Origin of the sequence: Fibrobacter sp. UBA3629 (genome assembly GCF_002374005.1) — a bacterium.
Classification (GTDB): Bacteria; Fibrobacterota; Fibrobacteria; order Fibrobacterales; family Fibrobacteraceae; genus Fibrobacter.
In genome coordinates, this window is the sequence record NZ_DFLC01000001.1 from 1 (window position 1) to 11,958 (window position 11,958).

The following is an 11,958-nucleotide window of genomic DNA, read 5'->3' on the forward strand; positions in this document are numbered from 1 at the left end:
GACTCCGACATCCACCTGGTGCTCGCCCGCTCCGAAGAAGGCACCCACGACGGCCGCGGCCTTTCGATGTTCATCTACGACAAGCGCGACGGCGGCGTGAACGTGCGCCGCATCGAGAACAAGCTCGGCATCCACGGAAGCCCGACCTGCGAACTTGTCTATAAGAACGCGAAGGCTGAGCTCTGTGGCCGCCGCAAGTTCGGCCTCATCAAGTACGTGATGGCACTCATGAACGGCGCCCGCCTCGGCATTGCCGCACAGTCCGTGGGCATCAGCCAGATGGCATACAACGAAGCCCTCGCCTACGCCAAGGACCGCAAGCAGTTCGGCCAGGCCATCGTGAACTTCCCCGCCGTCTATGAGATGATTTCCAACATCAAGGCACGCCTCGACGCAGGCCGCGCACTCCTGTACCAGACAGCCCGCTACGTGGACATCTACAAGGGACTCGAGGACATCGAGCGCACCCGCAAGCTCACTGACGAGGAGAAGGCAGAACTCAAGCTCTACCAGAAGCTCGCCTCTGCTTGCACGCCGCTTGCGAAGGGCATGAACTCCGAATACGCGAACCTGAACGCCTACGACAGCATCCAGGTGCACGGCGGTTCCGGCTACATGCTCGAATACGCTTGCCAGCGCCTCTACCGCGACGCTCGTATCACTTCGATTTACGAAGGTACGACGCAGTTGCAGACGGTTGCCGCCCTCCCGCACATCACCACCGGCACCTACAGCCAGATGCTCGAGGAACTGGAAGCGGGCGAAGTGGCCGCCGAATACGAGAGCCTCAAGGCCCGTGCGAAGGCCATGGACGCGAAGTTCAACGAGGCAATCGAAGTTGTGAAGGCCGCGAACAACAACGAGTTCACCGACCTCTGCAGCCGTCACTTGTACGAACTCGCAGCCAACTGCGTGATGAGCCAGTTGCTCCTCCGCGACGCTACCAAGGCACCGGAACTGTTCGAAAAGAGCATGAAGGTGTACCTGAACCTCGCCGAAGCCGAAGTCGCCAAGCACTACAACTTCGTGAAGAGCGTGGATGTGGAAGCGATGGAGAGCTACAGGAAGGCGTAAGAAGTCATTCTGGAGCAAGGTCCCTGAGCCTGTCGAAGGGCCGCTGCGATAGAATCCATAAAATTAAAGGCCTCGGTGATGAACCGAGGTCTTTTTCTATAGACTCCTTGTAAACCATCACACGAACTGTTTTTTCAAATCAGAAAGCACTTCATCTAAAGGTCTTCCGATTATGGGAAAGCTTACAGCAGGTGTTACCAAAAACGAATTTAAAAAAGAGTTGAATGATTATTTGGAATGGTTCTGCAAGGATAGAATATAGATGAATCTTGGTGAAATGACCCCTGATGACTACGGAAAAAGTCTAAATTTAACCTAACTAATCTGTCAAAAAAAAGTCCGCCTCCCCCCGGCCTTGTGATGTGAACCCCAAAAATTGGACAATTAAAATTTAGGATAAAACTCCGTTATGAGTTCGGTATTGAACCGGACTCATTCCATTTAAGCGAAGCTTTATCCGATCATTGTTATAGTATTCGATGTATTTTTTTAATTCCCGCTTGAAATGACCTATATCACGAAATGTATTCGGATAGAGAAATTCAGTTTTCATTATTCCAAAGAAGTTCTCCATCATGGCGTTATCAAGACAATTTCCTTTACGACTCATACTTTGAATAATTCCATGCTCTCGTAATGATTTCTGGTATTTTACATGTTGATAATGCCACCCTTGGTCGGAATGTAGAATTAGCCCTTTCCATTTACGTTTTAAGGAGTACGCCTTGTCAAGCATATTCATAACCATCTTGAGATCCGGATGGTTGGAAATCGTGTAGCAGATTATCTCGCCATTGTACATATCTAGTATGGGCGATAAATAGCATTTGTTCACGCCAATATTTATCTGTGTCACATCGGTTGTCCACTTCCTGTCGGGAGCCTTTGGGTTGAAGTTGCGATTGAGCCTATTCGGCGCAGTTTTCCCAATTTCGCCCTTGTACGAACGGTACTTGCAGCGTTTACGGATGTTTTTCAGATTTTCTTCTCTCATAATTCTGCAAATAGTCTTGTGGTTGATCGTGTAGCCCTCATTTCTGAGTTGCGCGTCTATCCTGCGGTAGCCGTAACGTCCCTTGTTTGCCGCATGAACAGACCTGATTCGGATACGTTCTTCCGCATAGCGGTCCGGTTTTCTACGGAGGTTATAGTAGTATGTAGAACGCGATAGTCCGCTGGCCTTCAGAAGATACTTGAGGGCATATTCATTTGTTAATTCCCGGACGATTTCGGCCCTATACCGAACATCCCGGCATCTTCTTGGTCTAGGGCCTTCAATTTTTTTAAGTAGGCGTTCTCCGCTTTCAAGTATTCATTTTCTTCTTTAAGTCGATCGATTTCACTTTTCCCTTTTGAAATCCTTGACGTGCTTTTTGACATTTTTCGGGGTCTTCCTCTTGGTTTTATTGCAAGCAGTTCGTCGTATCCTCCATGACGAAACCTGCGAACCCAGTCCATTAGTGATTTTCTGCTAATACCATATTTTGCGGTTACTTCATAATATGGCTGCGATTTAACAACGATGGCTTCTATGGCTTTCTGCTTCAATGCATTCGATGCACGGAATGTACATTTTTTCGGCTCTACTAGTCGCCCCAAAATCTCAAATTCGCGACACTTGTGACATATGTCGCGAACATCAAACGACACTTTTCTGGATATTTCTTTTGGAGTAAGACCTTCTTTATATAGGTCAATGACCTTTTGCCATTCTAATAGTTTATCGTTCATGAGAACCTCATAGTTGTGTCCAACTTTTGGGGTTCAGTTCACCTCAAGGCAATGTTTCTTATGTTATTTCTAAAATAAAATTACAAATCGTTAAATCGATCAAAATATTTTCGTGACACGGCTATCAAAAAAGCACCACCTAACAGAATGCCTAAAATGCCTTCTAAAGAAGCCCAAAAACGAGCGTAAGAACACGGAGTTAAATCTCCGTAGCCAACAGTGGTTAGCGTTATAATTGAAAAATAAATCGATTCTCCAATTCCATTTGCGCTCCGGCTGCAGTTTCCTGTCGCATTAATACATTCAGCAACAAAAGGGTCATCCAAAAAATAATATATGCCCCCAAATAAACACAAAACTACAAACATCCAAACGAATACGAACCTTGGTTCAATCATTCCACCAAGAATAACGTAAAAAAACTTCATGAAACCATTCAAGTCCATTTTATTTCTATAGTAAATCAGGGTTGCTCTATCATTTACTGACTTAAACTGATCGCCATCAATCAGCAAGTTCATTACGTCTCTATAGTTTTTTTTCGCAGTTTGAAATTCAACCATAACTAATTTTACAGGTGTCCATTTTTTCACCAATTTTTCACGCAAGGTATTTTTTACGTTTAAAGCAAGACTTGCATTAAATTCAAAGTCGAGACTTGAGCAAACTAATCGCAGCGATGAAAATTTGCACATTCTCAAATCAGAGCGTTTAACGTCAGCCATAACAAAATTTAGCGAACCAGACGAAACCGAGCGCATCTTCAAATTGGACACAACCCCTGAAATGTCAATTTGATCCGCAAAGACTTTTTCAACAGACAAGGAGCAATCATGATTATTCAGAGTCGTTCCTCTTATGGTCAATTTGCCAAAAAACAAACAATCTGAAATAAGAATACTCGAATTACAGTTGTTATCATCAATAGTCAAAGCACCTAACACTATACAACGTTTCACGATTACACGATTTTTTCTTGATATGACAAGTTCTTTGCCAGCGTCAATTACAGTATTGTCTATATGAATTTCTTCGTCTATTTTGCAAAGATTCGCTATTTCCTGACCGGATCTCTTTTCAAACTTTATGTCATCATTGAATAAATCACCGAAAGAGTTCGAAAAATCCACGCATTCGATTCCACGGGAAGAATCGCTTTTTAGATTCAATAAATCATAAACACCTCCACAACGTCGTTTTACCTCTTCTTCATTCCTTTCACTGATAATTTCTTGCTTTTTATTATGGAGATTGAACGCTCCATAGCCTAGGACAATACCGAGAAGAAGTGATAGAAATGCAACAATTCCCTCCAGCCACAAAGGCAAAGGAGACAAACTCGGAAAAACCTCAAGCATTCCCATACCAATGTAGATTGCAAGGCCAACCGTAAGAAGAACAATCACTATTCTTACTAATTTCATCATCCATATCCAGTTTGGATTTGTAGTTTTTTATAGAGGGTTCATGAACGACCATGTTCATTACCGGTTAAGTTAAAATATATCCTTTTTCCTGCTAAGTGGTTATACCCTTTTGGCCTAAGCGACCTCCTTTTTAAGCCTATACAACCGGAGTCATGTACCCCAGCGAACCGTGGAGCCGCTTCCAGTTGTAGAATAGCTCAATGTACTTGAAAACGGCCACCCGCACGTCTTCAAGGCCCTTGAAGTTCCGCCTGTAGATCTTCCCCTTGTCTCGGAGTTGTAGTTGTTTTTTACAGAAAAATCTATGCCTCGGTTATAGATTATTGCCATTGTTTTACCTTTTTTTGGGGGGGCAATAAATATAATAGCTTATGCTACCCTCTTATTAACTCCTGCATGATCCAACAAGGTCTGCGACAGCGACTTTTCCAAGCGTATGAACGAGTTTTCCCACGAACGCAAGTCCCGCGGCTCCCGCTTCGTCCCCGAGACAAAGTTGCTCATCGCAAAGTTCAAGCTCGCCCTAGAAACGATCTAGAAGGCCCCAAAGTCTGTGTAGAAGTGACAACTTTAATGAACTTGTTAATACAAGTCTTGGCTTAAGCAGTCCATTTTAAAATAAGGAACTTTTATTCTTTTATACAGCGGACAGAACTTGCAATTCTTTTTCCAATCACAGGAAATGTTATTTCATCATCATTGTAGGATAGGGAAATAAAACTCGCCCACACGTCATCATCTTCTTCCTCGCTACTCCAATATGACGCATCATAGTTGGAAAGGGTGAAGGATCCGTCGTTCACGCAATGTCCTGTAGGAATTGCATTAAATCCAAAGTCATCCGTACCGTTGCCGTCGATATCATCACTTACGTACCAACCGCTGGTTGAACGCAATTTTGAACCGCCCGAATTACCTAGGAATTTAACTAATGCATTCCAGTCTTTACGATTTGGCAACCTCCAACCGGAGGGACAAACGCCTCGTACCTTGTAGCCAGCATCGAAGGATGCCGCATCTCCACATGTCGTACCATACCCACAACCTTTACCTGTTTCGCTGAAAATCGCTGCGGAATCCATTGCCGCGCTCCACAGGTATAGTCGTCCGAACTTATCACAATAGCGATGATCGTGTTCCATGCAGTAACTTTGGGCAGAACCTATGTTATAAGCGTAGTTCAAGTTCTCGGCCATCCATACTTGATCGCCGATTGTGGTTGTTCTGTACTCCTTGTTGTCGCGGAGATCCGTAAGTTTGTTTGCTACGGCATCATACACGCTACTATCAACAATTGTCTGATTTTGAATTATCGCTGGAATGGTTTTATTGTCCTTTACACACCGGATTGAAATTCCACAATCCTTTGGGAGCATAGGAAGATTGACGTACATAGGATGATAACCACTCACGGTATAGGTTATGTAACTGTAATGATGGGAGGGAAGGGTGGTAAGTTCGGTGCTTGAATGGAACCTGGTCGTGGCAGGGTAAAACATCGAATCAATACCTAATGAATATCCTGAAGGAAGAATTGATAAGCCAAAAACATCTGTTGCGTTGCTACTAACAGACCATGCATTTGCTGACAAAAGCTTTCCACGTCCAGCTGAAGATGCAGAACCGCCAGTATATGTAATTCCAACAAGTTCAGACAGGGTTCTCCAGTCATAATTGCTCGGCAAACGCCATCCTTCTGGACAGATTCCTCTAACAAAACCCATTTCCGCAGTCCTAAATGGTGTCGTTCTCATCGCGCTGAATATTTCTGCGGAATCAATTGCTGCAGCCCAAGTATAAAGACGACCATATTTTTCGCAGCTGTCTGCAGTTAGATTGTAGCACAAGCTTCTTGCAGAACCATAGTTATAGTCGTAGTTTAGGTTCTCGGCCATCCAAGTTTGATCACCAATTACTACGGTCTTGTATACCTGTCCATCGCGTTCATCGGTAAATTCTCCGTATTTGATTGATGGGTTAAGGTACTGCCATGCGACTTTTGTGACGCTCCCTGGCTTGTCTTCGCCATCGGATGATGAAGAAGTTTCTGAACTGTCTGTACTGGACGACTCGTCCGTGGATGACGAACTTTGAACATCATTTCCGGCACTGCTAGAACTATCCTGAGCAGAACAGGAACTTATCAAGGTGGAATCAGAGGATTGTCTGTCGCTTGGATAAACGTCTTCCGAACTGCTGTAACGGTCCTCCGCAAGGCTATCCTGCGGAAGTTCTGCAGAATCCTCGTTTTTTGAAGAGGTTGATGATGCTCCGTCATCGCCACAAGCCGTCAAGGAGACTGTCGCGATAAACATTAGAAGGAGGAATTTAAAGGGCTTGGAAAACATTTTTTTATTGGATTTGTAGTTTTTTATAGTGGGTTTATGAACGACCATATTCATTACCAGTTAAGTTGAAATATATCCTTTTTTCCTGCTAAGTGGCACACCCTTGGGGCTTAAGTGGCCTCTTTTTTTATCGCGAGTTTAAGTTTTCTAGCATCATAGGGCAGGCAGGGTAAGCCAGGCGTTGCGGGGCGGCGTCTGAGCCCCGCAGTGGGGGTGCGCGGAAGACCCGGCCCTTTGGCAGGCTCAGGGACCTTGACCGAGCCTGGAGCGAGCCCTCCCCTTTGCATAAGCTTTCCCAAAACTGAAAAAAAATCACAATTTCATCCAACTGTCATAATATGACATTTAAAGAATATATATTTGAACTGCAGAAAAAAAGACCCGCAATTTCAAGCATGTTTGCGGGCAGGAGCGAAAGATGAGTAAAGATGTGCAGCCTGTTGCAGGCAAAAATGAGATTGTCGTGTACCAGCCGGAGGGCGGAGAATTTCATATCGAAGTCCGTGTTGAAAATGAGACCGTATGGCTCACGCAGGCGCAGATGGCAGAATTGTTCAACAGCACGCGAAACAATATCACCCTCCATATCAAGAATATTTTCCAAGAACACGAATTGGACGCCAATTCAGTATGTAAGGAATCCTTACTAACTGCAAATGACGGGAAAAAGTACAAAACGAAGATTTACAATCTTGATGTTATCATTTCAGTCGGCTATCGCGTAAAGTCTATTCAAGGAACACGTTTCCGTCAATGGGCAAATCAAGTACTTAAAGAGCATTTGCTAAGGGGTTGCAGCATCAACCAACGGCTGATATCTCACGAAAACAAGCTGGAGAACCATGATTCCCGCATAATCAATCTCGAAAAGCAAGTGGATTTTTTCGTGAAGACGAACTTGCCGCCAAGCGAAGGTTTGTTGCCTGCACATGCGCACTGGAGCGGCTACGAATTCGCAGTGCAGTTGGTGCGTTCCGCAAAAAAGGAAATCGTCATCATTGACCCGTATGCCAACGACATGGTTCTTTCGCTTATGGCAAAACGCGCCAAGGGTGTGAATGCGACGATCTATTCCGCTAGAATCACTCACGCTATGAGAGAGGAAGAGGCACGGCTGAATCGGCAATTTCCGACGGTCCACTTGGAGAACATGCGCGAAGTCCACGACCGTTTCGTCATCGTCGATGACGTAGTTTATCATGTAGGGGCGTCGTTCAAGGATTTAGGTAATCAAATGACGGCATTTTCAGTACTGAACTTCGTCACCAAGGAGCAGGTACTTGCGATGGTGAAATAGAAAGCTGCATTTTACCACTTCGGGGTCTTAGGGGTTTGACCCCTAGGAGAGAGGGTAGCGGAAGACCCGGCCCTTCGGCGGTTCGGCAGGCTCACTGACCTTTGGGATTTTGGCCGGGCCTGAAGCGAGGGGGATACTTCCCCCATTCAAGCACTATTTAAAATCAGTCCGGTTTTTCTTGATCCAGAATGCACCAGACTTTCCAGCTTGCATACACGTCTTTTTGCGGGCGGCACAGCCTGACAAAGGACGCAGTGCCCAGATTGCGCTTGATGCACGCTTTCGATTCGTTGTGGTATTTGATATACCCGCTGCAGGATTCACTTGCGCTCAGGTCGGAGGCAGGAGAATATCCCCGTTCCGTGCATGTATCGTTTTCAAAGATCCATGTATTTTCGCCGTCTGTAATTTTCACATTGTACTTCTCGATGTACAGTGTATCGGCGTAGTCGGAATTGGGATCGTCGCCGACAAATGTTACCAAGGCATCGTCTGCAAACATGCTCTTCGGCCAGCCGCTATGCGATTCGACAACAGGCGCAACATAGGTTGGATTCTTGACAGTCCATTCGGACACCGTAGAATCCGTCAGCTGCACAAGCTTTAGCTCATCTTCAAATTCCCTGTAATAATAGACGTCATCGCCGACCTTGATTTTTGCCAGGTAGGCATCCTTGGAGTTACGGCAACCGTCCCAGACATAGTCGGAGCATTCGTACAAATCGGCATATAGCAGCGAATCATCCTGAACAATGACGACCCTTTCCAAATAGGCCGACGTAGACATGAATCCGCCACCATACTCCCCGTTCGGTTCATCTATGATATAGCAGTATCCTTCATAGTCTCTCGGATATACCCAGCGGATATTCTTCGCGTTTTCGCCATACGATGTATAGTACGATTCATCAATCGGTTCATACTTGTACGTTTCTTGCTTTGCGCCCGTATCAACAGGTACAAAGTCGTACACGTCCGGTTTTACGCCCGTGGTATCGAAAGGCAACTTGTCATACTGCGGCAATTTGGATTCTTCGGAAGAGGAACTTTCAGGGGCGGCCGTTGCAGAACTGGTCGCCTGTTCCTGCGATGCGGAACTCGTCTGTGCCTCCTGGGACGAAGAACTTGCAGCGGGATCCGTCGCCGAGGAACCAGCCACATTTTCCGACGAAGAGCTTTCTGTTCCCGATGACGAAACGATCGAGTCATCCCCCGACGAACTTTCCACCGCAACAACTTCTTCCTGTTCCGGAGCCTGTGACGAAGTTGATTCATCGCAAGCGGCAAACAGGCACGCCGCAATGCCCGCCATCAAAAATTTTTTCACCATTCTATCCTCCTATTTCAGTTTACATACAAAATATACAAAAGGTTGCCCTTTCGCGGGCAACCCATTATAAATTGACGGTTCATTTTTCAGAGCAAGCGGCATGTTCCCATCAGCTTTTGGTGGTCTTGACGCTGTCGTTTTGTAGCTTAAGAATGATGTCGCCGGAATCCGGGTCCATCATCATGTCGAAGCTAGAACGAATGGTAAACTTGTAGCCCGCGACGTCATAGCATATGTCCAGCGAATGCACTCCACTCGCCAAGGGCATGAACTCCGAATACGCCAACCTGAACGCCTACGACAGCATCCAGGTGCACGGCGGTTCGGGCTACATGCTCGAATACGCTTGCCAGCGCCTCTACCGCGATGCACGCATCACCTCCATTTACGAAGGCACGACGCAGTTGCAGACGGTTGCCGCCCTCCCGCACATCACCACCGGTACCTACAGCCAGATGCTCGAGGAACTGGAAGCGGGCGAAGTGGCCGCCGAATACGAGAGCCTCAAGGCCCGCGCTAAGGCCATGGACGCGAAGTTCAACGAAGCCATCGAAGTTGTGAAGGCAGCGAACAACAACGAGTTCACCGACCTCTGCAGCCGCCACCTCTACGAACTCGCAGCCAACTGCGTGATGAGCCAGCTCATGCTCCGCGACGCCTCCAAGGCACCGGAACTGTTCGACAAGAGCATGAAGGTGTACCTGAACCTCGCCGAAGCCGAAGTCGCCAAGCACTACAACTTCGTGAAGAGCTTGAGCGTGGAAGCGATGGAGAGCTATAAGCAGGCATAAGCTGCTTCTTCGTCATTGCGAGGGGCGCCAGTCCCGAAGCAATCCATAAAGAAATTGCCCCGGCTCTAACGAGTCGGGGTTTTCTTTTTTCAAAAAACAGCCTATGTCATATTATGACATCCCCTCGTTTATATATTTATAGGGAGCGAGGTTCTATGCTGGTAACTTTCCTTATCGTGCTAGGCCTCCAGCTACTTGCAGCTTTGCTGTTTAGTAGCTATGGTCCCCTTTGGGGACATATCGGCTCTTTTCGGGGCTGGTGACGCAGGGGACGCCTGCGCCATTACCTTGCTGCTGAAAGTGCTGCCAATACTCATTTTCGTGGGGATTTTCGCGTCTTTAATGTTCTGTAGCGGGTAAAAACGGATAAAACTTAATACACTGTATTGCTCTTTTACTAACTTTTATATAAATTTTAGTAAAAAAAGGAGCACTTTATGGGAACCACAATGAATACAATCAGCGCAAGAATCGATTCAAAGCTCAAAACGCAAGCCGAAACCCTGTTCGACCAGCTCGGGATGAACATGTCTACGGCAATTACCGTTTTCTTGAAGCAGGTCGTCCGTCTCCGCAAGATCCCGTTCGAGATCGCCCTTGACACACCCAACGACGAGACCATCGCCGCCATGGCCGAAGCAAACGAAATCGCGTCAGGAAAACGCAAGGCCAAATCCTACAAGAACGCAAACGCAATGATTAAGGACATTCTCGACAAGTAAAGAATTTCGGGCAATGCGCTCATATTGACGCTGACGCGAACAGGTTCGCACAGCGATTTGTTCAAGAAATAGGAAGAAGGCGCAGGAGACGCCTGCGCCATTACCCTGTTGTTGAAGGTTCTTCCGTTCCTGATTTTCGTGGGGATTGCTGAGTCGCTTATGTTTTGCGGAGGGTGAAAAAAAAGACCGCAGCGGTTAGGCTACGGTCTGAATTTTTATGGATCCTATCGCGTCTTTACAGACGCTCCAGGATGACACTCTAGTTACTTCACCACGATGTTCACGAGCTTGCCGGGCACAACAATCGACTTCACGACGGTTTTGCCCGCCATAAACTCCTTGACTCGTTCATTGTCAAGCGCAAGCTTCTCAAGTTCGGCCTTGTCCATGTCCTTGGCGACAGAAGCCTTCGCGCGGACCTTGCCGTTCACCTGGAACACGACTTCGACGGTGTTTTCCACGGCCTTGGAGTGGTCGGCTTCCGGCCAGGCGACGTTCGTGAGCGATTCGTTGTGACCGAGGATGCTCCACATTTCTTCGGCGATGTGCGGGGCAAACGGATGCAACAGCTTGACGAAGGTTTCGCACGGTTCGCGGTAGCGCTTGTCCATCTTCATCATTTCGTTGTTGAAGATCATCAGCTGGCTAATCGCGGTGTTGAAGCTCATGTTTTCGATGTCGCTTGTCACCTTGATGACGGTCTGGTGCATCACCTTTTCGATTGCTTCCGGAGCGGTTTCGTCAACGAACACCGGGGCTTCATCGCTGTCGCCGACAACAGAACGCCAGGCGCGGCCGAGGAAGCGGTTCATTCCTTCGATGCCCTTGGTCTGCCACGGCTTCACGGCATCCAGCGGGCCCATGAACATTTCGTACAAACGAAGACTGTCGGCACCGTAGTCGCGCACCACGTCATCCGGGTTCACGACGTTCTTGAGGGACTTACTCATCTTGGCCACAATCTGCTTGAGCTCGATGTCAGTTCCCTTCTTGAAGAACTTGCCGTTCTTCTCTTCCACTTCGTCGGTGGGGACCTTGGAGCCAGCGGCATCTTCGTAAGCGAAGGCGAGAATCATGCCCTGGTTGAAGAGTTTCTGGAACGGTTCGTCGGTAGAGACGAGACCGAGATCAAACAAGACCTTGTGCCAGAAGCGGCTGTAGAGTAGGTGGAGCACGGCGTGTTCGGCACCGCCCACATAGAGGTCCACGGGCATCCAGTACTTTTCAAGTTCCTTTGC

General features: G+C 47.2%; 12 protein-coding genes. 4 read left to right on the forward strand and 8 right to left on the reverse strand.

Annotated features, from left to right (window positions below; translation table 11 throughout):
• Positions 1 to 1,074, forward strand: a 1,074-nt coding sequence (locus tag B2310_RS00005) for an acyl-CoA dehydrogenase family protein (protein ID WP_290727748.1), incomplete at its 5' end; no start/stop codon positions are given.
• Positions 1,075 to 1,465: 391 nt separating this feature from the next.
• Here B2310_RS00005 and B2310_RS00010 read toward each other — a convergent pair.
• From B2310_RS00010 to B2310_RS00025, 5 genes are all read right to left on the reverse strand, one after another.
• Positions 1,466 to 2,386, reverse strand: a complete 921-nt coding sequence (locus tag B2310_RS00010; protein WP_349678380.1) for an IS3 family transposase — start codon at positions 2,384 to 2,386, stop codon at positions 1,466 to 1,468.
• Positions 2,287 to 2,805 carry a helix-turn-helix domain-containing protein gene (locus B2310_RS00015; RefSeq protein ID WP_290727750.1) on the reverse strand — a complete coding sequence of 173 codons (519 nt, stop codon included), beginning with the start codon at positions 2,803 to 2,805 and terminating at the stop codon, positions 2,287 to 2,289. Before B2310_RS00015 ends, B2310_RS00010 begins: the two co-directional genes overlap by 100 nt.
• Positions 2,806 to 2,885: 80 nt before the next feature.
• Positions 2,886 to 4,232, reverse strand: a complete 1,347-nt coding sequence (locus B2310_RS00020; RefSeq protein WP_290727752.1) for a potassium channel family protein — start codon at positions 4,230 to 4,232, stop codon at positions 2,886 to 2,888.
• A gap of 136 nt (positions 4,233 to 4,368) precedes the next feature.
• Positions 4,369 to 4,491: an IS3 family transposase gene (locus B2310_RS13375; protein WP_367280926.1), complete on the reverse strand. Its 123-nt coding sequence runs from the start codon at positions 4,489 to 4,491 to the stop codon at positions 4,369 to 4,371.
• Positions 4,492 to 4,861: 370 nt separating this feature from the next.
• Positions 4,862 to 6,634: an FISUMP domain-containing protein gene (locus tag B2310_RS00025; RefSeq protein WP_290727755.1), complete on the reverse strand. Its 1,773-nt coding sequence runs from the start codon at positions 6,632 to 6,634 to the stop codon at positions 4,862 to 4,864.
• A 364-nt stretch (positions 6,635 to 6,998) separates the two neighbouring features.
• Here B2310_RS00025 and rhuM point away from each other — a divergent pair, with 364 nt between their 5' ends.
• Entirely contained in the window at positions 6,999 to 7,877 is an 879-nt protein-coding gene (gene rhuM, locus B2310_RS00030; RefSeq protein ID WP_290725757.1) for a virulence RhuM family protein, read from the forward strand.
• A 163-nt stretch (positions 7,878 to 8,040) separates the two neighbouring features.
• Here rhuM and B2310_RS00035 read toward each other — a convergent pair whose 3' ends face one another.
• Entirely contained in the window at positions 8,041 to 9,207 is a 1,167-nt protein-coding gene (locus B2310_RS00035) for a hypothetical protein (RefSeq protein ID WP_290727757.1), read from the reverse strand.
• A 109-nt stretch (positions 9,208 to 9,316) separates the two neighbouring features.
• Positions 9,317 to 9,475, reverse strand: coding sequence for a hypothetical protein (locus tag B2310_RS00040; RefSeq protein WP_173366281.1), 159 nt, complete (start codon positions 9,473 to 9,475; stop codon positions 9,317 to 9,319).
• On the opposite strand from B2310_RS00040, the gene B2310_RS00045 reads away from it, so the two are divergent.
• Together B2310_RS00045 and B2310_RS00050 are read left to right on the forward strand one after the other, a co-directional pair.
• Positions 9,474 to 9,998, forward strand: a complete 525-nt coding sequence (locus B2310_RS00045) for an acyl-CoA dehydrogenase family protein (protein ID WP_290727760.1) — start codon at positions 9,474 to 9,476, stop codon at positions 9,996 to 9,998. The two genes, B2310_RS00040 and B2310_RS00045, sit on opposite strands and share 2 nt — an antisense overlap.
• A 437-nt stretch (positions 9,999 to 10,435) precedes the next feature.
• The gene (locus B2310_RS00050) at positions 10,436 to 10,720 is read left to right on the forward strand and encodes a type II toxin-antitoxin system RelB/DinJ family antitoxin (protein ID WP_173382996.1); all 285 of its coding nucleotides are present in this window, start codon (positions 10,436 to 10,438) and stop codon (positions 10,718 to 10,720) included.
• A gap of 263 nt (positions 10,721 to 10,983) precedes the next feature.
• Here the strand turns inward: B2310_RS00050 and B2310_RS00055 are convergent.
• Positions 10,984 to 11,958, reverse strand: a 975-nt coding sequence (locus B2310_RS00055) for a class I tRNA ligase family protein (protein WP_290727762.1), incomplete at its 5' end; no start/stop codon positions are given.

Bases quoted from the DNA above. Each gene is read 5' to 3' on its own strand.
- B2310_RS00050 (WP_173382996.1), top strand. From the start codon at position 10,436: ATGGGAACCACAATGAATACAATCAGCGCAAGAATCGATTCAAAGCTC.
- B2310_RS00015 (WP_290727750.1), bottom strand. From the start codon at position 2,805: ATGAACGATAAACTATTAGAATGGCAAAAGGTCATTGACCTATATAAA.
- B2310_RS00035 (WP_290727757.1), bottom strand. From the start codon at position 9,207: ATGGTGAAAAAATTTTTGATGGCGGGCATTGCGGCGTGCCTGTTTGCC.
- B2310_RS00040 (WP_173366281.1), bottom strand. From the start codon at position 9,475: ATGCCCTTGGCGAGTGGAGTGCATTCGCTGGACATATGCTATGACGTC.
- B2310_RS00025 (WP_290727755.1), bottom strand. From the start codon at position 6,634: ATGAATATGGTCGTTCATAAACCCACTATAAAAAACTACAAATCCAAT.
- B2310_RS00045 (WP_290727760.1), top strand. From the start codon at position 9,474: ATGAACTCCGAATACGCCAACCTGAACGCCTACGACAGCATCCAGGTG.
- rhuM (WP_290725757.1), top strand. From the start codon at position 6,999: ATGAGTAAAGATGTGCAGCCTGTTGCAGGCAAAAATGAGATTGTCGTG.
- B2310_RS00020 (WP_290727752.1), bottom strand. From the start codon at position 4,232: ATGATGAAATTAGTAAGAATAGTGATTGTTCTTCTTACGGTTGGCCTT.